Genomic DNA, 23,934 nt, shown 5'->3' on the forward strand with positions numbered 1-23,934 from the left:
AAGTAGAGGTCATGAGCCCGAAGATTCTGGTTGTCGACGACGACGCCGCGCTGGCCGAAATGCTCACCATCGTCCTCAAGGGCGAGGGCTTCGAGCCGACGGTGGTCGGCGACGGCTCCCAGGCCGTCGACACCTTCAACGCGGTCCGCCCCGACCTCGTCCTGCTGGACCTCATGCTCCCGGGCATGAGTGGCATCGACATCTGCAAGGAGATCCGCGTCGACTCTCGGGTGCCGATCGTCATGCTCACCGCGAAGACCGACACGGTCGATGTGGTCCTCGGGCTCGAGTCCGGCGCGGACGACTACATCCTCAAGCCGTTCAAACCGAAGGAGCTCGTGGCCCGCATTCGCGCCCGCCTCCGCCGCGGCGAGGACGAGCCGGCGGAGGTGCTCCACATCGCCGACGTCTCCATCGACGTCCCCGCGCACTCCGTCATCCGCGACGGGGAGGCCATCCCGCTCACGCCGCTCGAGTTCGAGCTGCTCGTCGAGCTGGCTCGGAAGCCCCGCCAGGTCTTCACCCGCGAGGTCCTCCTCGAAAAGGTCTGGGGCTACCGGCACCCGGCGGATACCCGCCTCGTCAACGTGCACGTCCAGCGGCTGCGCGCGAAGATCGAGCGCGATCCGGAGAACCCCGAGATCATCCGCACCGTTCGCGGCGTCGGATATAAGGCGGGCCCTGTCCAGTGAGGCTTGCCGCAGTGGGATCGTGGCTGCGCCATCTGATCTCCCGGGTGCGGAGGGCGTGGCGGCGATCGATGCAGCTGCGGGTGGTCACCTCGACCCTCGCGCTGTCGTTCGTCGTCATCATCATCGTCGCGTTCATGCTCATGCAGCAGATGACAGAATCGCTGCTCCAGTCGAAGCTCTCCGCGGCCGTCGACCAGACGAACCGCATGCGCGCCACGGTGGAGATGCAGATCGCGGCCACCGACGACGCGTCGCCGGACCAGTCCCGCCTCGACGCCGCCCGTAACTCCCTCGGCGACCGCGGGATCACCGACGGCGAGCAGGCGACCTCGGCGGGCACGTTCGATCCGATCCTCGTCGCCCCGGGCAGCGCGGGCCGCGACCAGGTGGTCAGCCCCGTGGGCGCGCAGATTCCGACGGAGCTGCAGGACCAGGTCGAGCAGGGGCGCATCGCCTCCCAGTTCGCCACGGTCTCGTTTCGTGGGCAGGTCACCAAGGCGCTCATCATCGGCACGCCGACGGACTCGCGCATCCCCAACCTGCAGCTCTACCTCGTGTTCCCGCTCAGCGCCGAGCAGCAGACGCTCGGGATCATGCAGAACACGATCTTCACCGCGGGCCTGGCGATCATCCTGCTCTCGGCCGCGATCGCGTGGATCGTCACCAGGCAGGTCGTGCTCCCGGTGCGGCAAGCGGCGTCGATCGCCGCCCGCTACTCGAGCGGGCACTTCAAGGAACGCATGGTCGTCCGTGGCGAGGACGATATGGCGCGCATGGGTATCGCCTTCAACTCGATGGCGGAATCGCTCGCCGAGCAGATCCACAGCCTCGAGGAATACGGCGACCTCCAGAAGCGCTTCACCTCCGACGTCTCCCACGAGCTGCGCACGCCGCTCACCACGGTGCGCATGGCGGCGGACATCATCTCGGACGACGCAGAGGATTTCTCGCCGCCGACGAAGCGGGCGGTCGAGCTCCTCGAGTCCGAGCTCGACCGCTTCGAGGCCCTGCTCACGGACCTGCTCGAGGTCTCGCGGCACGATGCCGGCGTCGCCGAGCTCGATGCATCGGAGGTCGATGCGCGTTCGGCCGCCTTCGACGCCCTCGACACCGTGTACCACCTCGCGGAACAGGCGAAGACCAAGGTCACCACGTCGATCCCGGACGATGCCGTCATCGCCCAGATCGACCCGCGGCGCGTCGAGCGGGTGCTGCGCAACCTCCTCGCCAACGCCATCGACCACTCCGAGGGTCGCCCGGTGGGTCTCTACGTCGAGTATTCGGACGACACGATCTCGTACGCGGTGCGCGATCACGGTGTCGGCCTCAAGCCGGGCGAGGCCCAGCTCGTGTTCAACCGCTTCTGGCGCGCGGACCCCTCGCGCGTGCGTCGCTCGGGCGGCACGGGACTCGGCCTCGCCATCAGCCTCGAGGACGCGAAGCTGCACCGCGGATCCCTCGACTGCTGGGGCGAGCCCGGCAACGGCGCGTGCTTCCGCCTCACCATTCCGCGCTACCTGGACCAGGAGATGGGTGAGCCCCCATTCCCGCTGCCACCGCGCGATGCGGTCCCGCCGAAGGTGGAGGTCACCAGCGCGATCGTGCCGGCGAACCCGGTGGCGAGTGGCGGCCGGACCGACTCCGGCGCAGAGGCCTCGGCGAAGACCCGTTCGGTCGCCGTCGCTGAGGCCGAGTGGGACGAATTCGACGAAGGCTTCGGCGAGGAACCCGACTCCGGTTTCGATCCGGAACTCGACGAAGATCCCGCCGCCGACAACCGCGCGACCCAGTCGACCTCGCGGGGCGACGGCCCGGAGCGATCGCGTGGACACACCGCCGCGGCCGCGGGCAAGGATAGAGACGTGGACAAGACTGCGACCGACGAGACCGACACCGAAGGGAGGGACGGGCAGGAATGACGGCGAACCGCAGAGTCATCACGCGCAGGCGCGCGCTATCGTCCGCCGCCCTGGCGATGGCGGCCTCCCTGGGACTGGCGGGGTGCGTCTCGCTGCCCTCGACCTCGACCCCGAAGGTCATCGACACCTTCGCTCCCAAGGCCAGCGGTGTCCAGGTGCCCTCGCCGGTTCCGGATCAGGAGCCCGACCTCCTCGTCCGCGACTTCGTCAAGGCGTCCTCCCGGCCGGACCAGCGCCACGAGGCGGCCCGCCAGTTCCTCACGTCCCAGGCGTCGGACAAGTGGGACGACTCGGCCTCGGCGGCCGTCGTGCTCCGCGCCGACCTCAGCGCGTCGGGCCGCCGCACCGCGGACACGGCAACATACACGCTCACCGGGGAGAAGGTCGGCGACCTAGGTGCGGGCGGCGTCTTCACCTCGGAGGAGGGGGAGGTCAACATCGAGATCGAGCTGGTCCGCGTCGACGGGCAATGGCGCATCGATTCGATCCCGCCAGGCGTCGTCATGGAGCGGGCCGATTTCTACTCGAGCTACTCGATGCACAACCTGTACTTCCTCGACCCGGGCCGCAAACAGCTGGTGCCCGACCCCCGCTGGCTCAGCGCGTCGAGTTCCGAGGTCGCGCCCTCGCTGCTCAACATGATCGCTGGGGATCCACGGACCTCGCTGCGCGGTACGGTGTCCAACCGGCTCGGCCCCTCGGTCTCGGTGCGGCCCTCGCCGACGGACGGGAACCAGGAATCGGGGACCACGGTCGATTTCCAGGGCCTGCAGACCATGTCGAGCGAGGAGATCGAGGAGTTCGCCGCGCAGGTCGTGTGGACGCTCAGCGACGCCGAGGTCCCGGGCCCCTACCGCCTCGAGCGAGACGGCGCCCCGATCGACGAGCGCCACTCCGGCGGCTGGAGCGTCGAGGACGTCGAGTCCTTCGATCCGAACCCCGACGGCGGGCAGCTCGAGTACGTGCTCACTAGCGCGGACGGCCTCGTCCGGCTCACCGGAAGCGCCGCGCAGCGCTTCGGCGGCCCATGGTCGGGCATCGCCGATTCCCGCTATGCCAGGCTCAGTCCCGACGGCAAGCAGCTCGCGCTCGTCGCCGGCGACGGCGCCTCTTCCGGATCCGGGGCGGTACTCAAGATCGGCCCGCTCGACGGTTCGCCCGCGGACATCCTCCGCGGCCCCGGGATCACCTCGCCCTCGTGGAGCCAGGTCGACAATTCGCTGTGGTTCCTCGGCGCCGATGGCAAGGTCTCCAGGCTCTCCGATCCCAGCGATCCGGGCTCGGCAGGCACCGTCGGGCAGGACGCGATCGACTCGGTCGGCGGAACGGTCTCGGACATGGCGCTCGACCCGACGGGAACTCGGCTCGTCTTCGTCGCCGACGGGCACGCGTACATCTCCGTCATCCGCTACGGCGCGAACGAGCCGGTGCTCGGCGCGCCCCTGCGCGTGGGCCAGTCGCTCGACAACACGATCACCTCGGTGGGCTGGCTCGGCCGCGACTCGATCCTCGTCGGACGGTCCGCGGTCGACGCGCCGGTCGCGCGGATCACCGTCGACGGGGCGATGACCGAATCGCAGTCCGGGCGCAACATCTCCGCCCGCATCGACGCGGTCGCGTCCTCCGGCAGCCACATCTACGCCCTCGACCAGCGCTCCCTGCTCGAGCTCGATACCGAGGCCGACGATGCGGCCCGCTATTGGCAGGAGGTGCCCGGCCTCTCCGGGATCCGCGCCTTCCCCGTGGTTCACGGGTAGCAGGGCCGAGAAGCAGCCGGGCGAGGGGTCAGGCGGCCGTGGTGTTCGACGCGTTCTCGGCCGCCGCAGACCTCGTCGCCCCGCGCGAATGCGCCGCGTGTGGGGCCCGCGGCGCCGAGCTGTGCCCCGCGTGCACGGCGGAGTTCCGCGGGACTCCCACAAGGGTCCGCCTCCGCGCCGATGTCCCCGTGTCCGTGTTCACGTGCGGCCGCTACGGCGGCGCCGCAGAGAACGTGGTCAACGCGTACAAGGAGCGCGGGCGAATCGGCCTCGCCGACGACATCGGCGAGTGCGCGGCGCGGCTCGCGTGGGAGCTCATCGGCCGGGGCGAACTCCCGGAACCGGCGGACATACCACTCGCCCTCGTGCCCTCCCCGGCCTCGCGCGGCTCGATCCGCCGCCGCGGCTTCGACCACGTCGCGCGCTGGTGCTCCGTCACGGCGGGGATTCTCTCCGCCGCGGCGCCTCCGGGGTCCGTCGTCATGGGCCAGCTGCTCGCCGTAAGCGGGCGGGTGCGCGATGCGGCTGGGCTGTCCGCCGGGGAGCGGGCCGAGAACCTCGCCGGCCGGATCGTGCCGGTGCGGGAGCCGCGGCTGCGGGCCGCGGAGGAGCCCGCGCGGGTTTGGGCGGGGTTGCGCGAAGGACGTTTCCACGTCGTGCTCGTCGACGATGTCGTGACCACGGGCGCCACCCTCGCCGAATGTTGCCGCGCGCTGACCGCGGGCGGAATCGCAGCGGGGGCGGGGATCGCTCTGCGCGCGGCGTGAGTCGGCGCACCGGAAACCGGCCGTGTTGTCAGCCGGGTTGATGGGCCGGGTCGAAGACCGGAATCCCGAACGAAATCACGACAGGCTCCCGCCCGAGAATCCCGAACTGATTACCTCCCGGTTACCTCCAGACAAAAGATTTCGTCTCCCCGGCACTTTCTCGTCGCCAGGGGTTAAGGTGAGTTACGGGAAGGAATACACCGATTCCTTCTGGGGTAGACCCGGCCTCGGCGTCGGCGTTTCCTTCCTGTTCAGTGCCGGTGCCGGCGCGAGTATGCACGGCACTTCACCGCGCACCGCGGTCGCGGGCGTTCTGCGGCTGCGGGGCCCACAGGAAGGAGCTTCCTATGTCGAAGACCCCCGTTGTCGAGCTCGATCCCACGACGTTCGACGGTCCGGACGATATCGACGATGCCCAGCTCGCGGCCACGGTGCGGATCCGTGGACGCAACGTCCAGGTACCCGATCACTTCGTCGACAGGATCCACTCCAAGCTCGCTCCGGTCGAGAAGATGAATCCCGACACGATCACCCGGTTCGACGTGGTCCTGCTCCACGAGAAGAACCCGCGGCACGGCGACACGAGGCAGCGCATCGAGATCACCGTCCGCTCGAAGTCGGGCGTCGCGCGGGCCGAGGCTGCGGAGGATTCCTTCTACAGTGCGCTCGACGCCGCGGTGTCCAAGCTCATGCGGCAGATCCGCAAGGCGCGGACCCGGAAGAAGATCAGCCACAGTGGACACCGCAAGCCCACCTCCGTCGCCGCCGCGACCGCGGAGCTCTCGGAGATGTCCGCGCCGATCGAGACGCTCGACGAATACGCGAGCGAGGGGGAGGACGACCACGGACCCGGTCGGATCGTGCGCCGGAAGTCATACAACTCCGACCCGATCACCGTGGACGAGGCACTGTCGCAGATGGAGCTCGTGGGCCACGACTTCTACCTTTTCCGCGACGCGGAGACCGGGGTGCCGAGTGTCGTGTACCGCCGGCACGCTTTCGACTACGGAATCATCAGCCTCGTCGACTCGAACGAGCTGAGCACGAGCTCCGACGAGCGCGACGATTCGGCGATCCTCGACTAGGGGAGGCCGGAGCTCGAATTACGGCGGGCATGCCGGGCGGCGCCTGCGGGCCGGGGGAGGCGAGAACGCTTCCGTCACCGGTTCGCGGGCGCCGCCGCCTGCGGGCGGTGCCGCCCGCGTTCGGACTCCGCGACACGCGGGCATCGCGCCGTACATATGGAGCAATACGGGGCCTACGACTACGATGGGCCGAGGTGCGCCTCGCCCCGAGGGCGGGATCCGCGCGCCGAGAGCAGGACGATAGTTTCCAGATTCCGAGGACGTATTCACCAGTGGCCCTTCTCAGCAAGATCATGCGCGTCGGCGAAGGCCGGAAGCTCAAGGCCTATAGAGGCCTCGCCGCGAAAATCATGGACCTCTCCACGGAGATGGAGGCCCTGAGCGACTCAGAGCTCCAGGCGAAGACCGCCGAGTTCAAAAAGCGAATCGCGGAGGGGGAGGAGCTCGACGACCTTCTCATCGAGGCATTCGCTGTCGCCCGAGAGGCATCGTTCCGCGTCCTCGGTCAGCACCACTACGAGGTCCAGATCGTCGGCGGCATCGCGCTGTATGCCGGCAACGTCGCGGAGATGAAGACCGGTGAGGGCAAGACGCTCACCTGTGTCCTCCCCGCCTACCTCGTCGCCCTGCAGGGCAAGGGCGTCCACGTGGTCACCGTCAACGACTACCTCGCCAAGCGCGACTCCGAGTGGATGGGCCGCGTGCACCGTTGGCTCGGGCTCGAGGTCGGCGCGATCCTCTCGCAGCAGTCCCCGGACGTGCGCCGCGAGGCCTACGCCGCTGACATCACGTATGGAACGAACAACGAGTTCGGCTTCGACTACTTGCGCGACAACATGGCGATGCAGATCGAGCAGCGCGTGCAGCGCGGCCACAACTACGCCATCGTCGACGAGGTCGATTCGATCCTCATCGACGAGGCCCGGACGCCGCTCATCATCTCCGGCCCGGCCGATGCGACCTCGAGCCGTTGGTACAAGGAGTTCGCTCGACTCGCACCGTTGATGAACATCGACGAGCACTACGAGGTCGACCGCAAGAAGCGCACCATCGGCATCTCCGAGGAGGGAGTCGAGTTCGTCGAGGACCAGCTCGGTATCGACAACCTCTACGAGTCGGCGAACTCGCCTCTGGTCAGTTACCTCAATAACTCCGTCAAGGCCAAGGAGCTGTTCGAGAAGGACAAGGACTACATCGTCCGCAACGGCGAGGTCGTCATCGTCGACGAGTTCACCGGTCGCGTGCTCGACGGTCGCCGCTACAACGAGGGCATGCACCAGGCCATCGAGGCCAAAGAGGGCGTCGAGATCAAGGCCGAGAACCAGACTCTCGCCACTATCACGCTGCAGAACTACTTCCGCCTCTACGAGAAGCTCGCGGGCATGACCGGCACGGCGGAGACCGAGGCCGCCGAGCTCAGCCAGATCTACAAGCTCGATGTCGTCCAGATCCCGACCAACAAGCCCGTCCAGCGCGAGGACCAGTCGGACCTCATCTACAAGACCGAAGAGGCGAAGTTCATCGCCGTGGTCTCCGAGATCGCCGAGCGCGTCGAGAAGAAGCAGCCGGTCCTCGTGGGCACCGGTTCGGTCGACCGCTCCGAGCAGCTCTCGCGGATGCTCACGAAGCAGGGCATCGATCACCACGTGCTCAACGCGAAGTACCACGCCTCGGAGGCGCAGATCATCGCCCAGGCGGGCCGCCTGAAGGCGGTCACCGTGGCGACGAACATGGCCGGCCGCGGCACCGACATCGTGCTCGGTGGCAACCCGGACATCATCGCCGACCTCAACCTCCGCAAGCGCGGACTCGATCCGGTGGAGCAGCCGGATGAATACGAGGCCGCTTGGGACGAGGAGATCGAGCGGATGCGCGAGCTCACCAAGTCCGAGGGGGAGAAGGTCCGCGAGGCCGGCGGCCTCTTCGTTCTCGGCACCGAGCGTCACGATTCGCGCCGTATCGACAACCAGCTCCGCGGCCGCTCGGGCCGTCAGGGCGATCCGGGCGCGTCCCGCTTCTTCCTCTCTCTGGGTGACGACCTCCTGCGCCGCTTCAACGGCGCCGCGGTCGAGGGGATCATGAACCGGATGAAGCTCCCGGACGATGTCCCGATCGAGGCCGGCATCGTCTCGCGCACCGTGAAGAACGCGCAGGGCCAGGTCGAGGCGCAGAACTTCGAGATGCGCAAGAACGTCCTCAAGTACGACGAGGTGATGAACGCCCAGCGCAAGGAGATCTACAAGCAGCGGAACGAGATCCTCGAGGGCGAGGACATCCACCTGCAGATCGAGGGCTACATCTACCGCGTGGTCGAGGCGTACGTCGCGGGTGCGACCGTCGAGGGTTACTACGAGGACTGGGACCTCGAGAAGCTGTGGGAGGCGCTCGGGCAGCTGTACCCGATCTCGATCACCGCGAAGGGCATCCATGACGGCGACGAGTACGGTCCCAAGGGGGATCTGAGCCCGAAGGATCTCCAGAACGCGATCCTCGACGACATCTACGCCGCCTACGACCGCCGCGAGGAGGAGGTCATCGCCGCCTCGGGCCGCACGGGCGAGGGCGCCGACGAGGCGATGCGCGAGCTCGAGCGCGGGATCATGCTGCAGACGCTCGACCGGAAGTGGCGCGAGCACCTCTACGAGATGGACTACCTCAAGGAGGGCATCGGGTTGCGCGCGATGGCGCAGCGCGATCCGCTCGTCGAGTACCAGCGCGAGGGCTTCGACATGTTCACGCAGATGCTCGAGGGCCTGCGCGAGGAGACCGTCGGCTTCGTCTTCAACGCCAAGGTGCAGGAAGTCCAGACGGGCCCGTCGGCCGCGCAGGCGGCCGCGCTGGCCACTGGTGGGCTCGACGGCGGGGTGGGGCAGAAGAATCTCCACTTCACGGGCCCGGACGAGGCGGGCGAGTCCTCGGAGGTCGACGAGTTGGCCTCGGGCAACCGCAGCGAGCGCCGCGCGAGCGAGAAGAAGCAGAAGCGCGAGGCGCGTAAGGAGCGGCTCGAGGTGCTCGAATCGACCTCGCCCGTGAGCAAGAAGCGCAAGGCGCGCGGCTAAGCGACGGCGCACGCCGAGCGAAGTACGCACCCGGTACGTAGGCCGCGGCCCCACCGGAAAATGATCCGGTGGGGCCGCGGCTTTCATATGCGGCGGGCCCGGTGATGGCTCCGGGCGCGGGCGCCGGAAGGGATCAGACGGGCATGCGTAGTCCGGAGCAGCGCAGTGTGCCGTCCGCGGCGATCTCGATCCGCGCGGCCATCGCGTAGAGGCGGAGCCCGCGCGCATAAGTGGCGCAAACCTCGAGGCGTGCGGGAGCCACGGCGGTGCCGGGAGACCTTTGCGTGCACCTCGCCGCGGCCGGGGTAGAGGTGGCCGCGACGGTCACCGTCCTGAGCGTCGCCGCCTCCCGGCCCCTGCGGACGGCCGCCTCGGCCGCGAGGCGTTCGACGTGGATGCGCGCAGCGCGATCGAGGAGCCGGGCGATGCGTGACGGCGGCCGCCGCCCGTCGACCACCTCGAGGATGAGCGCGAGCACCCGGCGCGCGGCGAGGAGATCCCGCTGCGTATCGCGCGATGGTGTGGAGTGCGAAGGCGGAGGCGCCAGCGGAATCTCGGGCGCGGCGGACCGTGGCGGGCCTGCCGACTCGACTCCCGCCGCTGCCCGCACGGCATTCGCCCCCGCGGCGGCCGCCGGCGCCGGCCGCGGGGCGTCGACTTCCCACGGCGGCTCGCTCGGCGGCAACGGGCACACGCGGGGCGGGGCCGAATCCTCTGCGATCCTCATGAGCGCGACGCTATCGCGCCCGGCGCCCCGGGAGGGGGAGCTACCGGCGGCGGCCTCCGGGGATACGGGGACGTCCACCGTCATACGGGAAAGAGAGCTCGAAGCAGCCATCGGCCCGCGTTGCAGGCGGGCAGGCAGGCGAGCCTCGTACTGCACCGATCGCCGCCGCCATCTAGTCTGATAGCCATGCGTGGACTAATCGTGGACTACTTCGGCGTGCTCGACGGCACGGAAGAGGATCGCCAGGGCTGGCGCGAGCTGCTTGCGGAGATCGGGGAGAACGATGTCAAGCTCGCCGTTCTCAGCAACGAACCCCAGGGGCCGGGGGCGCAGCGGGTCAAGGACGATGCGACGACGTTCTACGGCATCGACACGGTGATCCTCTCGGGAGAGACCGGCGTGGAGAAGCCCGAGGCGCAGGCGTTCGAGAACGCGGCCGATGTCCTCGGCTTCGGCCCGCGCGAGTGCGTCCTCGTCGACGATGCGATCGAAAACGTCCATGGAGCAGTGCAGATCGGTATGATCGGCGTGTTCTATCAGGCGTTCGAGAGGCAAGCCGTGGAGTTGCGGAGCCTGTTCGGGCTGGGCAAATAGGGGGCGATCGGCGGTGGCGAAGCGGATCGAGGTTTCCGATTTCGCGCTGATCGGTGGGAACCCCGCGGATTCGCGCAGTGGAGCGGTGTGTTCCATCGCGATCATTGAGCGGCCGCGCGGCTGGGACATGAACGCCCTGATGGAGTTCGTGGACTCCCGCCTCGCTCTCGCGCCGCGCTACCGGCAGAAGGTGCGCGCGGTACCCTTCGTCCTCGGCCGCTCGGTGTGGGTGGACGACAAGGACTTCGACCTGAGCTTCCACGTGCGCCGCAGCGCTCTGCCGGTGCCCGGCGGGATGCGGATGCTCGCCGATCTCGTCGCGCGGATCATCGACAGGCCGCTCGAGCCCTCGCGCCCGCTGTGGGAGCTGTACTTTATCGAGGGCCTCGCCGAGGACCGGATCGTCGTGCTGTCGAAGACGCACCAGGCGCTCGTCGACGGACGCAACTACCCGGACCTCACCGAGCTCCTCCTCGGCTCGACCCCGGCGGAGCGCGACGATATCGAGGTTCCCACGTGGTCCCCGGCGAGCTCGCCGAGCAACGGTGTGCTCGTGGTCGACGCGCTCACCGCGCTCATCGCCGATCCGCTCGATCCGCTGCGCCGCGCCGGGATCGTTCTCGGCCGCGCCGAAAAGGCGGGCTCCTCGCTCCTCGCGGCCGTGACCTCCCCGCTGCGCCCAGGCCACGCCGGCGTCGCCGATACCTTCCACACCCGCCGCTCCACCGGCTCGCGCGTGGGTTTCGCCTCCTTCCCGCTCGCCTCCGTGCGCGGCATCGCTCGGCGTCACAAGTGCACGGTCAACGACGTGGTGCTGTGTGTGCTCGCCGGTGCGCTCCGCTCCTGGGTGCAGTCGTGGGGCCGGCCGCTCGCGACGGCCGACATCCTCAACGTCATGGTTCCGCTCGCCGTGCAGGCCGGGGCCGACGACGGGGAGAACCCGGACTTCGGCGAGGAACTCCTCGACCCCACGGGTGTCGAGGGCACGGACATCGCGTCTGCGGTGATCCCCCTGCCGATAGGCGAGACGAACCCGCGCGTCCGCCTCGCGCAGATCGCCCGGGAGACCGCGGCCTTCGCGAGCTCGTCGAATCCCGTCGGCGCCCAGGCGCTCGCCGGTTTCGGCGGTTTCTCCCCGGCCACGCTCCACGCGCTCGGCGTGCGCGCCGCCCGGCTCGTCCCCGAGGGCAGCTACGACCTCATCGTCACCAACGCGCCGGGCCCGCAGCACCGCATGTACTGGGCCGAAGGCGAGCTGTTCGAGATGTACCCCGTGCCCGCCCTGCTCCCGGGACAGGGGCTCGCCGTGGGCCTCACGAGCTACGACGGCATGGTCTACGCCGGGTTCACCTCCGACCGTTCGGTGGTCCCGGACGTCGACGAGATCGGCGAGCTCGTCGCGATGTCGATCGCGGAACTCGAATACACCGAGCCGTCTTCGAGCCGCGCCACGGCGGTGGGCGGACCCGCCGAGGGGTAAGTTCGTCCACGCAGGTCCAGCCCGCCACGTGAAAGGACGAACCGACCCCGTGCGAATTTTCATCCCCGCCACGATGTCCATGCTCGGCACCCTCGTTGAAGACGGCGAGATGCCCGTGCGTAGCGGCACGGCCTTCGCCGCGACCCCCGCTCTGGTCGAGTCCTACTCGGAGGGCGATTCCGAGGAGATCGAGCACGCGGCGTTCAAGGAGGCCGCGCTCGCGAGCCTCCGTCTTCTCGAGGCCGAGGGCGTCGGCGGGGAGAGCCCGCAGACCGCGCCGCGCCGCGTGGTCGTCTCCGTCGATCTCCCCGAAGGCGAGTACACCCTCCGCCCCGATCTCGACACAGCCGTGGTGCGTCTCGAGACCCCGCGGGTGGCGAACCCCGTGCTCCGGGCCGTGCACGTCGATATGGAGTCCAACGCGGAACTCGTGGTCAAGGCCGCCGCTGTCATCGACGAGGCCGATCTCGGGGACGAGGACGCCGAGCTCGTGGTCGGGGATGCCCTCGATGCCGAGCTCGCCTGGTTCGACCCGGTCGAGCTGCCGTTCCTCGTCGAGCTGGGCTAGCGGGGCCATTACGGTGCCGCCTCCGCGCGGCGCCACCGGGCAGGGCCAGGTGGATGACGTCGGAGGCCGCCTCTACCGGGACGACCTGCGTCAGTCGAAGTCCATGGCCCACTGGTCGTTGGAGTGCAGCGCGGCGAGCAGCGCGCGGACGGCCATCGCCCTGCGGTGGACCGCCGGGTCGGCGACGGTATCGAATGCGCACTCCGGATCCGTCGGTGGTCCGAGGTGGGTGCAGCCGCGCGGGCAGTCTGCGGCGATCTCGAGGAGATCGGAGAAGCCGTCGAGGACGTTCTCGGGCTTGATGTGCGCGAGCCCGAACGAGCGGATGCCCGGGGTGTCGACGACCCAGCCGGCGCCGTCGGGGAGCCGCAGAGCGACGGATTGGGTCGAGGTGTGTCGGCCCTTGCCGACCCCGGAGGTCTCGCTCGTCGCGCGGTCGGCCTCGGGGACGAGCCGGTTGACCAGCGTGGATTTCCCGACGCCCGAATGCCCGATGAGCGCGGTGACGGTGTGGTCGATCGTCTCCCGCAGCGGGCCGAGGTCGTCGTCCACCCCGACGGTGACCACCGGGAGGTCGAGGGCCGCGAACTCGGCGACGAACTCCTCCGGGTCGGCGAGGTCCGATTTGGTGACTCCGAGGATGGGGCGTAAGCCGCCGGCATAGGCGGCGACAAGCGCGCGGGCGACGAAACCGGCGCGCGGGGTGGGCTCCGCGGCCGCGACGACGATGAGCAGGTACTCGGCGTTCGCCACGACGATCCGCTCGAAGGGATCTGTGTCGTCCGCGGTGCGGCGGAGTACGGACGAGCGCTCGGCGACCCGAACGATCCGCGCGAGGGAACCGGGGGCGCCGCTGAGGTCGCCGACGACCCCGACCTCGTCGCCGACGACGATCGGAGTGCGACCGAGTTCGCGCGCCCGCATGGCGACGATCTCGGTGCCCGCTCCGGAGGCGGCGGCCGTATCGTCGTCGCTCGGGCCGGTGTCGCCGGGGTGCTTCGCATCGGGGCCGATGAGCACGCAGCCCCAGCGGCCGCGGTCGACGGAGACGACGAAGGCGCGGTGGGCGTCGTCGTGGCTCGGGCGGATTTTGGAGCGCGGGCGCGAGCCCTTCCCGGGGCGCACCCGGACGTCGGACTCGTCGAAATCCCGTGCCCGCCGTGCCACTACGCCTCTCCCTCCGCCATGGAATCGCTGAGCATCGCCCGCCACAGCGCCGGGAAATCGGGGAGCGTCTTCGCGGTCGAGCCGATGTCGTCGACCTCGACGCCGGGCACGAGGAGCCCGATGATCGCCCCGGCGGTGGCCATCCGATGGTCCGCGTAGGCGCGCCACGGTCCCGGCTGCAGCGGGCGGGGATGGATGCGCAGGCCGTCGGGCAGCACCTCGACCTCGCCGCCGAGCTCGCGGATCTCCGCCTCGAGCGCGGCGAGACGGTCGGTCTCGTGTCCGCGCAGGTGCGCGATCCCGTGGAGCGAGGACGGGCCCGTGGACAACGCGGCCATCGCGGCGATGGTGGGGGCGAGCTCGCCCACTGCGGACAGGTCGAGGTCCACGCCCTGCAGGCCGCTGCTCGAACCGCCGAGGGGTGGCGGCCCCTGCACCACGCACGTCGCGGTGCCCGCGGCCTCGTCGACGTCCTCGAAGCGGACCCGCGCGCCGAAGCGGGCGCAGATGTCGCGGAACGCGTCCCCGGCCTGGGTGGTGTGCAGGGGCCACAGCGGCACGCGGATCTCGCCGCCCGTGACGGCGGCCGCTGCGAGGAACGGCGTGGCATTGGAGAGGTCGGGCTCGACGACCCACTCGCGGCCGGCGATGGAGCCGGGGGCGACCTCCCACACGCCGGCCTCGGGGCTCGACGCGGCGACGCCCGCCTCGCGGAGCACCTCGAGAGTCATGTCGATGTGCGGCTGTGAGGGTACGGCGCCCGAGCCCACGTGGCGGATCCGGATCCCCTCGTCGAACCGGGCGGCGGCGAGGAGTAGACCGGAGACGAACTGCGAGGACGCGGAGGAATCGAGCTCGACGTCCCCGCCGGAGAGCGAGCCCCGGCCCTCGACGCGGAAGGGGAGGGTGTCGCCGTCGACGTCCACGCCGAGCGAGCGCAGCGCGCCGAGCATCGTTGCCTGGGGACGCAGCCGCGCGGCGGGGTCGCCGTCGAAGGTCGAGGTTCCCGAAGCGAGCGCGGCGACGGGCGGGACGAAGCGCATCACCGTCCCGGCGAGACCGCAGTCGATCTCGGCCCCGCGCAGCGGGGCCGGGGTCACGAGCAGATCCGGGACCGCGACACCGGACTCCGCGGGGTTCGAGGCGCCGCTACCTTCTTCGGCGTCGATCGTCGCGCCGAGCGCGCGGAGCGCACCGCACATGAGCTCGGTGTCCCTGCTGCTCAGCGCCCCGCGGATGCGCGAGGGGCCGTCGGCGAGAGCGGCGAGGACGAGCATCCGGTTGGTCAGAGATTTCGACCCCGGCACGGCGACGGTGGCGCGCACGGGTGCAGTGGCCGTGGGGGCGGACCAACGCGCAGGGCTCGGCGCTGCGGCATTCGCGGAAGGGACCTGGGTGTTCATGTCGTCCATTGTCGCCCATCGCACGAGGCCGTGGCACGATGAGCCTCATGTGCGGCCGCTATTCGCTCCAGTCCGATCCTGCGCAACTGGCGCTCGAGCTCGATGCGGTGGACTTGGCTTCCGCCCCGCCCGCAGGTGCGCTGCCGGCGTCCGGTGCGCGATCACCCCGATTCAACATCGCGCCCACCACCACCATCCCGGTGCTCACCGAGTCCGTGCAGGACGGCGCCGGGGCAAAGGAAAGCGGACGGGAACTCCGCGCGATGCGTTGGGGCCTCATCCCGTCGTGGACCAAGGACCGCGCGAAGCTGCCCACGCTGTTCAACGCGAGGTCGGAGACCGCGGCGACGAAGCCCTCCTTCCGTTCCGCGGTCCGGCGGCGTCACGCGGTGGTCCCCATGGACGGGTGGTACGAATGGGTTCCCGTTCCGCCGTCGGCGGACGCTGCGGGTGCGGGCGCCGGCAAGAAGACGCCGAAGCAGCCCTTCTTCATGTCGCTCCCGGGCGACGAGGGACTCCACATGGCCGCGCTGTGGGAGTCGTGGGAGGTGCCCGAATCCGAACTCGACGATTTCGTCGACGCCCCGGAGCACCACGGGGAGAGCGCCGAGGAGCCCGACCTCTTCGCGCACGCGGATGGGGACTTGGATGCGGGGGAGAGCGGGCGAACGTCCTCGGCGGGCGCCGATGCCCCCGAGTCTCCGCAGGCCCTCGAGCGCGCGACCCTGTACTCGTGCACGATCCTCACGACGGCCGCTCTCGGCCCGCTCCGCGCGGTGCACGACAGAATGCCGCTCGTCGTGCCCGCCGATCGGCTCGACGCGTGGCTGGATTCCGGAGCGATCACGGACCCGCTCGATCTCGTCGACGCCGACGAGCTCGCGGCCTGGGCCGAGCGGATCGAGATCCGCCCCGTCTCCCGCTCCGTCTCCTCGGTGCGCAACGACGGCCCCGAGCTCCTCGAGCCCGTCGCAGCGCCCGAATGGTGGTCGGCGTAGGCGGGAACCCCGCCCGCCGTGGGGCGCGCACCATCGCCCCCTGACGTCGGAGCTACCGCACCGCCAAGGACGCCCTGCTCGCCCCGATGATCTCCGCCAGCTCGGCCGGTGCCATCTCGATCTCGAGGCCACGCTTGCCGCCCGAAAAGAAGATCGTGTGCCCGGCCTCCGCGGCCTCCCAGGCCGCATCGTCGATCACGGTGCGTAGCGATTTCTTCTGCCCGAGAGGGGAGACCCCGCCCAGCACGTACCCGGTGACCCGCTGCGCCTCGGCCTTGTCCGCCATCGCGGCCTTGGATGCGCCGAGCGCCGCCGCGACGGCCTTGAGGTCGAGGTGGGCATCGACGGGAACCATGGCGACGGCGAGGCCCGCTGCCCGTCCCCCGCCATGCGCCTTCGCCCCCGAGAGCTCGACCACGAGCGTCTTGAAAATCCGATTCGCGCCGACGCCGAGGCGCTCGGCCATGACCTCCGCGGCCTCCGCGCCGAAATCGGTGCCCTCCGAGGTGTACGTGTGAGTCGTATGCGAGGTTCCAGCATCCTCGAGAACTCGGAGCGCGGGTGTCGCGGCGGCTGCCTTCTTCTTCATGGTCCCCGAGCCTAATCCCGGGGCGATCCGGGCCGATCCGGGGCGCGTGAGGCGAAGAGCGGGAATACGCTCCCCGCCCGGTGCGTTTTCCCCGATGAAAAGGCACACACGTGTGTGCCGGTCGAGAAGGAGGTCGCTGGTGAACACTGTGCTCGAGGCGCCACGTTCCCGGAGCGAGGCGCAGGATCGGGATCTGCAGGTAGTGCGACTAGACTCGTTCGCACGATCGGCGAAAGGAGCCCGTGTGGCGAAAGACGCCCCGACCCCGGCGTGGTCCGCGGAGGGATCAGGGGGCTCCGGCGGTGCAGGCCGCGCCGCCGAGCCCGGCGATGCTTCTGATGCCAAGGCGCAGGAGTTCCAGGAGCTCGCGATGCCGCTGCTGGATCAGCTTTACGGCGCTGCCCTGCGGATGACCCGCAACCCGGCCGATGCCGAGGATCTAGTTCAGGAGGCGTACGCCAAGGCGTTCGCGGCCTTCGACAGCTTCCGGAAGGGCACGAACTTCCGCGCCTGGATGCACCGCATCCTCACCAACGCCTACATCAACCACTACCGCAAGAAGCAGCGCCAGCCCGCGCAGTACCCCACCGACGAGATCATGGACTGGGAGTACGCGGCGGCCGCCGAGCACAGCTCGACTGGGCTGCGTTCGGCCGAGGTCGAGGCGATGGATCGCCTCCCCGACGACGAGATCAAGAGCGCGCTCCAGGCGCTGCCCGAGGAGTTCCGGATGGCCGTGTATTACGCGGACGTCGAGGGTCTCCCGTACAAGGAGATCGCCGAGATCATGGACACGCCGCTCGGTACGGTGATGAGCCGGCTGCACCGTGGGCGCAAGCAGCTCCGCGAGCTGCTCCACGATGTTGCCGTCGACCGCGGCTTCGCACGGAAGGAGGCGTAGGGCCGTGGGACACGGACACGCCAATGATCATGCCCACGACCACGCCGACGGCGGCTGCGAGGGCCTCCGCCGCGAGCTCGCTCGCCTCGAGGCCGATGCCGGGGCGGACGGAACCGAGTGCGCGGAGCTGCGCGCGAAGATCGCAGCATGCTGCCCATCGTGCGCGGACACCGTTGCCGCAGACGAGCTGTTCAAGCGCATGCTCACGCGTTCGTGCGGGGAGCGTGCGCCGGAGCACCTGCGCAGCAAGGTCGGCAGGTGGATCCAAGAGACGTGCTACAGCTCGTCGACCGCCGTCTCCGAGGACGGCACGCAGTTGGTGCACGAGCAGAGCGTGCGGGTCACGCGCTATTCCGAGGGCTGAGGCCGCGGCCGACGAAGCCGGCACGAGGAAATGAACGGCGCCCGCCGTCATCCCCGAGTGGGGAGACGGCGGGCGCCGTCGGTTTAACTCACCGGATCGGCTCGGTTGCCCGAGCGTCGATCAGGAGTTGGGCCGCTTGCCGTGATTGGCATTGGACTTGCGGCGCGACTTCTTCTTCCGTCCACGCTTGCCCATGGGTGTCTCCTTTCGGGTGGCGAACACTGTGCAATGTCGTCGATTATCGCACGTCTGCGCATCGCTCGGAAAACGGCACGGTACTCGGAGGCGTAGGCGCGGCAACCGGGCGCCGCGCCCCGGCAGGGGCCGGTGGCATAGTATTCAACAGGTCACGAGGAATAACAGGGACTGTTGAATCGCGTGCGAACCCCGGCCGGGGCGCGGGCGGGCGCGACGAGCGAACGGAGTGGAACATGACCGAAAAGGTATGCGCGGAGATGGTGGCGAGCATTCTGCAGGTGCAGGTCGAGAAGGGGCAGCGCGTCGAGCCCGGACAGTCGGTCGTGCTCCTCGAGTCGATGAAGATGGAGATCCCCGTGCTCGCCGAGATCGGCGGCACGGTGGCGGAGATCGCGGTGTCGAAGGGCGATGTGGTGCAGGCTGGCGACGCGCTCGTCGTCCTCGAGTAGCGGCCTCGATCGGTCGTTCCCGTTGAACTCGCAAGGGGAGGGGCCGGCCGGGGCGTTGCACTCGGGCGTGACGGCCCGCTGGGGAATGCGTCGAAATATAAGACGCCGCCCGGCAGTCCGTGGGGGACTGCCGGGCGGCGGGGCCGGGTGCGGCGCGCTCTAGACCGAGGCGCGGGTGCGGGTGCGGCGGCGCTTGAGCGCGCGTCGCTCGTCCTCGCTCATGCCGCCCCAGACTCCGGCGTCCTGGCCGGACTCGAGGGCCCAGGCGAGGCAGTCGGAGGCGACGGGGCAACGGTTGCACACCTTCTTGGCTTCGCCGATCTGGGCGAGAGCCGGGCCGGAGTTACCGACCGGGAAGAAAAGCTCGGGGTCTTCGTCGCGGCAGATGGCCTTGTGGCGCCAGTCCATGGTGGTCTCCTTTGGGAACGATGCGGGTGCGGTTGCGTGCTGTTCTTGCTCTGTCTTCGACTTGCTTCGAACTCGCGCACACCTACGGCGGGAGACGGGTTTCGGGCGCACATTTGTTGCAGGCACACAGAAGGTGCCATGATTGATGTGAGCCCACCGCGCCTCGGGTCGAGGGCTTGGTGGTGCTTGCCTGACGAGCGCCATTGCGGGAACCGGCTGAGCGATTCGCTCTGCGGGGATTCCTCGATAGGTGAATATTGGGCTCGCCGTACCCAGCGGCCCCTACATCGCTGTAGAAGCAGGCTCGGCCGAAAGCGGGATTTCGTACGCCTTACGGTTAAGGACCGGCAAACACCGCGTTACTGCGCTGTTACGGAATATGGTGCCACTTTCTCGCGGGAAGTCAATGGATTTTTTGCCATGAGTGGCGCATCTCACTAAACCGAAAGTGAATTTCCGGTGTATGTCAAATCGGTCCGCCAGGAAAACCTTTGCAAGCTAAGGTTTACCTAGTTTCTAGATGCTGCGCTGGAGCTATCAGTACAGGTAGAAGACCCGATCTCGGGCAGGGGGCCGGGCATTACACTTCGATTCTGCTGCGCCCGAACGAGCTGCCTCCGCCTCCGCGGGCCCGTCCTGGGGACGGTTTTCATCCGAATGTAACCCTTTACCACGCGACTTCGGTGGTTGACCGTGTGCCGGGTGCACGCGCGCTGTACCGGACGTCGTGCGCTTCCGGGCCGGTCCGAAAGCGCGGCCCCAGGGTTCGTCGCATAGCCTTGGGGCGTGACTCACGACGACGACCCAGCGCCGCGCCGCGCCGGAGGAACCCCAGACGGCGCCGACGGCCGTACTAGCGCGGGACCGTCCGGTGGCGCGCTTTCCGGCGGCATCGACGTCCCGCGACCCGTGCGTCTTGCCGGCACGATCTCCGCCGTCCAGGGGGCGCTCCTCCTCGGCTTCGCCGTGTACCTGGTGATCCACGCGGCCCTCGGGCACCACGAGGACACCGTCCAGATCAGCGGCTACGGCACCGCCGTGTGGTTCGTCGTCATGGGCGGGGCACTCGCGGCGGCCGGCTTAGGTCTGCTCCGCGGGAAGCGCTGGGGGCGCGGCCTCGTGATCATCGCCCAGCTCGTTCTCCTGCCCGTCGCCTACTACCTCGGCGTGGGCTCGAAGCAGTGGGCCGCCGGGGTCGTGGTCGGCGTTTCCGCGATTGCGGCGCTCTTCGCGTTGTTCCGGCGCGAATCGCTGGAGTGGTACGCGGCGTAGCGGCCTCCGGCAGGGGCCTTCGACCACTTACGACTCCGCCGCGCGGGCCTATCCGCCCCGGGCATCCCTCCCGACCAGCTACTCCGAGCCCACCATCTTGTAGGCCGTGAGAGTTCCGTCGTGCTGCGCGTAGAGGATGTTCCCGATCTGGGACAGCCCCACGACGGCGTGATCCGCGGAGGGCGCGGCGTCCATGGGGAGCGTGGCACGGATCGCGCCGTCGGCGACGCCCGCGAGGACCACCCCGCTCGTGCTGGGCACGAGTACCGCGCTCGCGGCGGTGCCGGATCCGTCGCGCGTACCGGTCGTCGTGCCCAGGCCGTGCCCAGGGCCCGTCACGTTGTCCATCACCCACTGGGACGTGGCGTTGCGCGCGTCATAGGCGTGGGTGCTGCGACCGTCGAACCAGCGGAACTGGCCCGGCTCCTGCGCGACCGTTTCGGGACTCGGCAGGAGAGCGGGTTCGCCGTCGAGGTTCTCGAGGATCTCCGAGCGCCCGGCGGCCGATAGCCGCACCACCATCCACTGGCCGTCGCGCTCGGCGACGCCGACGGACTCGCGCCCCTCCGTGAGGCCGATGAGGTGGAACTGCGAGAACTCCGTGAGCACCGACGTCTCCTCCTCGGGCACACGGCTGTCCTCGGGCACGAGGCTCGAGACCGTGACCCGCACGTGTTCCGGGTCCTCCGGGCACTTCTCGGCGACGACGAAATCCTCCGAGTCGAGGTTCGCGGACTGGAAGCCGCAGCCGTGGCGCGGCTGCTGGTTCTTCTCCTGCGGCGCTGCGACCGCGCCGTACTCGACGGTGCGGACCAGGTCGTCGCGCCACACCTCGAGACGGTCCGGGCCGAGAGCGAGGAGGTTGGAGCCGTTGCCCCACAGGGTCATGTGATCGGCGAACGCCGACTGCCGCCCGCTCGAGTACTCGCCGGTCGAGGCGTCGAATGCGGTGGCGTCGCTGCAGCCGGCGGGTCCGGTGAACACTGTGACGATCTCGCCGGAGAAGAACTGCGAGGCACACAGGGTGCCCGAGCGCGAATACGACCACTCCGCGTTCTGGACGCCGGCCTCCCACGCCTGGATGCCGTTCTCCGTGGTCGAGAAGACGTTCCCGTCCGAGACGAGCGGCGCGCCCTCGCGCAGGCTCGGAGTCGACCACAGCTCCTGCAGCTCCTGTGGGTCGGAGTGCGCAGGCGAGTACTCGGGCTGTGGCTCGGCGGCCGCCTCGTGATGGACGGTGCGGGCCGAACCGGTGCCGAGGACCACCGCCACGCATATGACGACGCACGCACCGATTACCCCGACGGCGATCTTGTCCGCGCGCGTAGAACGCTCCGAGGCCGCGGCGAACAGGCCCTTTGGCGTCCGCGTACCGCGGCGCTTCTGGGGCGGCGCCTGCGAGTCGTCGCCGGGGGAGGGCTCGGGGCGGGGTTCGGTGGTCGGCGTCGTGGGCACAGCGGAATCCTAGTTCGGGGAAGTGGCGGGGCCTATCGAGCGGAGCTTCGAGGCGAACGCGCCGGTCGAGAACGACCGGCCGTGCCCGAATCCCGGCGGGCGCGGGCTAGTCGGCGCTGTTGCCGTTTCCGCCGCCATCGTTTCCGCCGCCACCCCCGCGGCGGCGACGCCGGCGGCGCGGCGCCTCTCCTTCTCCGGAGGGGGCGTTGTCGCCGTCGCGGGTATTGCGGCGTCCGCCGTCATTCCCGCCGCTTCCGGAATTCGGGCCGCGACCGCCCTGGCCACCGCGACCGCCCTGGCCACCGCGACCGCCCTGGCCACCGCGGCGGCCCTTCTCGTTTCCTCCGCGCCGACCCGAATCCGAGTCCGCATCGGCCGGGGGCGGGCCGACGCGGCCGCCTGCGGACTCGGGGATGCCGAGATCGGAATAGAGATGCGGCGAGGTCGAGTAGGTCTCGGCGGGCTCGGGCTTCTCCAGGCCGAGCGCCTTGTCAATGTGCGACCACTTGAACAGGTCGTCCCAGTCCACGAGGGTCACCGCGGTGCCTTCGCGGCCGGCGCGCCCGGTGCGCCCGATGCGGTGGATGTACGTCTTCTCGTCGTCGGGGCACTGGTAGTTGATGACGTGCGTGACATCGTCGATGTCGATGCCGCGGGCCGCGACGTCGGTGGCGACGAGTACGTTCGCCTTGCCGGAGCGGAAGCGCTCGAGCGAGCGCTCGCGGGCTGCCTGCCCGAGATCGCCGTGGATCGCGGTCGCCTTGAAGCCGCGCTCGCGCAGGTCCTCGGTGAGGTTGTGGGCGGCGCGCTTGGTGCGGGTGAAGATCATCGTCGCGCCGCGGCCGTCGGCCTGGAGGATGCGCGAGATGACCTCGGCCTTGTCGAGGTTGTGCGCGCGGTAGACGAACTGGCGGACTCGCTCGTGCGTCGGTGCAGACTCTGCGGACTCGGCGCGAACGTGCATCGGCTTGGTGAGGAACCGGCGCGAGAGCGTGAGGATCTGCTGCGGCATGGTCGCCGAGAACAGCATGGTCTGGCGCACCTCGGGGACGAGGTGGAGGATCGACTCGACATCGGGGAGAAAGCCGAGATCGAGCATCTGGTCGGCCTCGTCGAGGACGAGGATCTCGGCCTTCGAGAGGTCGAGAACCTTCTGGTTGGCGAGATCGAGGAGACGACCGGGGGTGCCCACGACAACGTCGACGCCCGCGGCGAGCGCTTCCTTCTGCGGGTCGTAGCCGGTGCCGCCGTATATGGCCTCGACGGCGAGCGGACGCGTGGCGGTCCGCGAGCGGGCGGTCTTCGGCACCTCGAGGTCCTCGGCGGCGAGGCGCAGATCGGAGGTGACCTGGAGGCAGAGCTCGCGGGTGGGGACGACGATGAGAGCGCGCGGGGTTCCGTCGAGCTTGGCGACCTTGCCCGCGGCGATGCGATCGAGTAGCGGGATGCCGAAGCCGTAGGTCTTGCCCATGCCCGTGCGGGCCTGACCGATGATGTCGCGGCCCTCGAGCGCGATGGGGAGGGTGAGCTCCTGGATCGCGAACGGGGAGGTGATCCCGCGCTCGGCGAGGGATCCACAGATCGCCGGGTTGACGCCGAGGTCCGCGAATGTCGCGGGGGCGGGGTCTGCTCCGGCGCCCGTCTCGGTGTCGTCGTGGGTTCCGTTGTCGCTCGTACTCAGGGTGCTTCCTCTCGCCGCGCCGTGTGCCCGAGTCCGCCAGGGGCCGGGAGCGCATTCGGCATCGTGTCCGCCGGCGGGTACTCCGGCGTGTCCACCTGCCGATCCTATCGTCCCGGAGGGGCGATCATGGCCCCGCGGCGGAAGCGTGGCGGGTGCGGAGGCCGTCCACGGACCGTCGGAGGCGGCGACCCCGGCGGCGCCCTGGGGCGCGATGCGGGTAGATATAGGTAGAAATGGCGGCGACGATGGCGGACGGGGACGTCCGTCGTCATCGCCGGACAGGGACGAAAGAAACGTAGAAACAAGCGATCTACCACGGGAGAGGAACAGCCATGCTGCTCACCATCGGACTCAAGGACAGCGGACGCGAGCTCAAGGTCACCACCGAGCTCGACGAGAAG

Annotated in this window: 22 protein-coding genes; 14 read left to right on the forward strand and 8 right to left on the reverse strand. The window is 69.5% G+C overall.

The genetic code is table 11. The annotated features are described in order from the left end of the window. Positions 1–11 precede the first annotated feature (11 nt). The 6 genes from mtrA to secA all read left to right on the forward strand — a co-directional run bounded on the left by mtrA (position 12) and on the right by secA (position 9,279). Positions 12–692: an MtrAB system response regulator MtrA gene (gene mtrA, locus V7E05_RS09030; protein ID WP_333619347.1), complete on the forward strand. Its 681-nt coding sequence runs from the start codon at positions 12–14 to the stop codon at positions 690–692. Beyond that, positions 689–2,611 (forward strand): MtrAB system histidine kinase MtrB, encoded by a 1,923-nt coding sequence (gene mtrB, locus V7E05_RS09035; RefSeq protein WP_333619329.1) that lies wholly within the window; start codon positions 689–691, stop codon positions 2,609–2,611. The genes mtrA and mtrB overlap by 4 nt, the downstream gene beginning before the upstream one ends. Then, the gene (locus tag V7E05_RS09040) at positions 2,608–4,368 is read left to right on the forward strand and encodes an LpqB family beta-propeller domain-containing protein (protein ID WP_333619330.1); all 1,761 of its coding nucleotides are present in this window, start codon (positions 2,608–2,610) and stop codon (positions 4,366–4,368) included. Before mtrB ends, V7E05_RS09040 begins: the two co-directional genes overlap by 4 nt. A gap of 38 nt (positions 4,369–4,406) precedes the next feature. Next, complete coding sequence (locus V7E05_RS09045; protein WP_333619331.1) at positions 4,407–5,135, forward strand: ComF family protein; 729 nt, start codon at positions 4,407–4,409, stop codon at positions 5,133–5,135. Between the two features lie 347 nt (positions 5,136–5,482). After that, positions 5,483–6,220 (forward strand): ribosome hibernation-promoting factor, HPF/YfiA family, encoded by a 738-nt coding sequence (gene hpf / locus V7E05_RS09050; protein WP_333619332.1) that lies wholly within the window; start codon positions 5,483–5,485, stop codon positions 6,218–6,220. A gap of 293 nt (positions 6,221–6,513) precedes the next feature. After that, positions 6,514–9,279, forward strand: a complete 2,766-nt coding sequence (secA, locus tag V7E05_RS09055; RefSeq protein WP_333619348.1) for a preprotein translocase subunit SecA — start codon at positions 6,514–6,516, stop codon at positions 9,277–9,279. A gap of 133 nt (positions 9,280–9,412) precedes the next feature. Here secA and V7E05_RS09060 read toward each other — a convergent pair whose 3' ends face one another. Next, positions 9,413–10,006, reverse strand: coding sequence for an Rv3235 family protein (locus V7E05_RS09060; protein ID WP_333619333.1), 594 nt, complete (start codon positions 10,004–10,006; stop codon positions 9,413–9,415). Positions 10,007–10,192: 186 nt separating this feature from the next. On the opposite strand from V7E05_RS09060, the gene V7E05_RS09065 reads away from it, so the two are divergent. From V7E05_RS09065 to V7E05_RS09075, 3 genes are read left to right on the forward strand one after another with little or no spacing between them, the layout of a single operon-like run. Further along, positions 10,193–10,600: an HAD family hydrolase gene (locus tag V7E05_RS09065; RefSeq protein ID WP_333619334.1), complete on the forward strand. Its 408-nt coding sequence runs from the start codon at positions 10,193–10,195 to the stop codon at positions 10,598–10,600. 13 nt (positions 10,601–10,613) lie between these two features. Next, positions 10,614–12,080 (forward strand): wax ester/triacylglycerol synthase family O-acyltransferase, encoded by a 1,467-nt coding sequence (locus tag V7E05_RS09070; protein ID WP_333619335.1) that lies wholly within the window; start codon positions 10,614–10,616, stop codon positions 12,078–12,080. Positions 12,081–12,129: 49 nt separating this feature from the next. Further along, complete coding sequence (locus tag V7E05_RS09075) at positions 12,130–12,648, forward strand: DUF6912 family protein (RefSeq protein ID WP_333619336.1); 519 nt, start codon at positions 12,130–12,132, stop codon at positions 12,646–12,648. A gap of 90 nt (positions 12,649–12,738) precedes the next feature. On the opposite strand, the gene rsgA is transcribed toward V7E05_RS09075, so the two are convergent. Both rsgA and aroA read right to left on the reverse strand, forming a co-directional pair. After that, the gene (gene rsgA, locus V7E05_RS09080) at positions 12,739–13,815 is read right to left on the reverse strand and encodes a ribosome small subunit-dependent GTPase A (RefSeq protein WP_333619337.1); all 1,077 of its coding nucleotides are present in this window, start codon (positions 13,813–13,815) and stop codon (positions 12,739–12,741) included. Then, positions 13,815–15,218 (reverse strand): 3-phosphoshikimate 1-carboxyvinyltransferase, encoded by a 1,404-nt coding sequence (gene aroA, locus V7E05_RS09085; protein ID WP_333619338.1) that lies wholly within the window; start codon positions 15,216–15,218, stop codon positions 13,815–13,817. Before aroA ends, rsgA begins: the two co-directional genes overlap by 1 nt. 38 nt (positions 15,219–15,256) lie before the next feature. Between aroA and V7E05_RS09090 the strand changes: the two genes are divergently transcribed. Continuing rightward, on the forward strand, positions 15,257–16,216 hold the full coding sequence (locus tag V7E05_RS09090; RefSeq protein ID WP_333619339.1) for an SOS response-associated peptidase: 960 nt from the start codon (positions 15,257–15,259) through the stop codon (positions 16,214–16,216). A gap of 52 nt (positions 16,217–16,268) precedes the next feature. On the opposite strand, the gene V7E05_RS09095 is transcribed toward V7E05_RS09090, so the two are convergent. Next, the gene (locus tag V7E05_RS09095; protein WP_333619340.1) at positions 16,269–16,805 is read right to left on the reverse strand and encodes a YbaK/EbsC family protein; all 537 of its coding nucleotides are present in this window, start codon (positions 16,803–16,805) and stop codon (positions 16,269–16,271) included. Positions 16,806–16,899: 94 nt separating this feature from the next. On the opposite strand from V7E05_RS09095, the gene V7E05_RS09100 reads away from it, so the two are divergent. Further along, positions 16,900–17,706: a sigma-70 family RNA polymerase sigma factor gene (locus tag V7E05_RS09100; protein ID WP_442891644.1), complete on the forward strand. Its 807-nt coding sequence runs from the start codon at positions 16,900–16,902 to the stop codon at positions 17,704–17,706. A 4-nt stretch (positions 17,707–17,710) separates the two neighbouring features. Then, a complete protein-coding gene (locus tag V7E05_RS09105) occupies positions 17,711–18,070 on the forward strand; it encodes a hypothetical protein (RefSeq protein ID WP_333619342.1) in 360 nt (119 codons plus the stop codon). Between the two features lie 120 nt (positions 18,071–18,190). Here V7E05_RS09105 and V7E05_RS14320 read toward each other — a convergent pair whose 3' ends face one another. Next, entirely contained in the window at positions 18,191–18,265 is a 75-nt protein-coding gene (locus V7E05_RS14320; RefSeq protein WP_442891645.1) for a 50S ribosomal protein bL37, read from the reverse strand. A 236-nt stretch (positions 18,266–18,501) separates the two neighbouring features. On the opposite strand from V7E05_RS14320, the gene V7E05_RS09110 reads away from it, so the two are divergent. Beyond that, positions 18,502–18,717, forward strand: coding sequence for a biotin/lipoyl-binding carrier protein (locus tag V7E05_RS09110; RefSeq protein WP_333619343.1), 216 nt, complete (start codon positions 18,502–18,504; stop codon positions 18,715–18,717). A gap of 159 nt (positions 18,718–18,876) precedes the next feature. Here V7E05_RS09110 and V7E05_RS09115 read toward each other — a convergent pair whose 3' ends face one another. Beyond that, positions 18,877–19,125 carry a WhiB family transcriptional regulator gene (locus V7E05_RS09115; RefSeq protein ID WP_333619344.1) on the reverse strand — a complete coding sequence of 83 codons (249 nt, stop codon included), beginning with the start codon at positions 19,123–19,125 and terminating at the stop codon, positions 18,877–18,879. Between the two features lie 786 nt (positions 19,126–19,911). On the opposite strand from V7E05_RS09115, the gene V7E05_RS09120 reads away from it, so the two are divergent. Beyond that, entirely contained in the window at positions 19,912–20,397 is a 486-nt protein-coding gene (locus V7E05_RS09120) for a hypothetical protein (RefSeq protein ID WP_333619345.1), read from the forward strand. A 78-nt stretch (positions 20,398–20,475) separates the two neighbouring features. On the opposite strand, the gene V7E05_RS09125 is transcribed toward V7E05_RS09120, so the two are convergent. Together V7E05_RS09125 and V7E05_RS09130 are read right to left on the reverse strand one after the other, a co-directional pair. Then, on the reverse strand, positions 20,476–21,852 hold the full coding sequence (locus V7E05_RS09125; RefSeq protein ID WP_333619346.1) for an Rv3212 family protein: 1,377 nt from the start codon (positions 21,850–21,852) through the stop codon (positions 20,476–20,478). A 106-nt stretch (positions 21,853–21,958) separates the two neighbouring features. Then, a complete protein-coding gene (locus V7E05_RS09130) occupies positions 21,959–23,533 on the reverse strand; it encodes a DEAD/DEAH box helicase (RefSeq protein WP_333619349.1) in 1,575 nt (524 codons plus the stop codon). Positions 23,534–23,934: the final 401 nt, after the last annotated feature.

Origin of the sequence: Dietzia sp., assembly GCF_036741115.1 — a bacterium.
Taxonomy (GTDB): domain Bacteria; phylum Actinomycetota; class Actinomycetes; order Mycobacteriales; family Mycobacteriaceae; genus Dietzia.

Excerpts from the sequence above, each read along its gene's own strand:
- secA (WP_333619348.1), top strand. The coding sequence starts at position 6,514 with ATGCGCGTCGGCGAAGGCCGGAAGCTCAAGGCCTATAGAGGCCTCGCC.
- V7E05_RS09100 (WP_442891644.1), top strand. The coding sequence starts at position 16,900 with ATGAAAAGGCACACACGTGTGTGCCGGTCGAGAAGGAGGTCGCTGGTG.
- hpf (WP_333619332.1), top strand. The coding sequence starts at position 5,483 with ATGTCGAAGACCCCCGTTGTCGAGCTCGATCCCACGACGTTCGACGGT.
- V7E05_RS09060 (WP_333619333.1), bottom strand. The coding sequence starts at position 10,006 with ATGAGGATCGCAGAGGATTCGGCCCCGCCCCGCGTGTGCCCGTTGCCG.
- aroA (WP_333619338.1), bottom strand. The coding sequence starts at position 15,218 with ATGAACACCCAGGTCCCTTCCGCGAATGCCGCAGCGCCGAGCCCTGCG.
- V7E05_RS09095 (WP_333619340.1), bottom strand. The coding sequence starts at position 16,805 with ATGAAGAAGAAGGCAGCCGCCGCGACACCCGCGCTCCGAGTTCTCGAG.
- V7E05_RS09090 (WP_333619339.1), top strand. The coding sequence starts at position 15,257 with ATGAGCCTCATGTGCGGCCGCTATTCGCTCCAGTCCGATCCTGCGCAA.
- V7E05_RS09040 (WP_333619330.1), top strand. The coding sequence starts at position 2,608 with ATGACGGCGAACCGCAGAGTCATCACGCGCAGGCGCGCGCTATCGTCC.
- V7E05_RS09115 (WP_333619344.1), bottom strand. The coding sequence starts at position 19,125 with ATGGACTGGCGCCACAAGGCCATCTGCCGCGACGAAGACCCCGAGCTT.
- mtrA (WP_333619347.1), top strand. The coding sequence starts at position 12 with ATGAGCCCGAAGATTCTGGTTGTCGACGACGACGCCGCGCTGGCCGAA.
- V7E05_RS09110 (WP_333619343.1), top strand. The coding sequence starts at position 18,502 with ATGACCGAAAAGGTATGCGCGGAGATGGTGGCGAGCATTCTGCAGGTG.
- V7E05_RS09065 (WP_333619334.1), top strand. The coding sequence starts at position 10,193 with ATGCGTGGACTAATCGTGGACTACTTCGGCGTGCTCGACGGCACGGAA.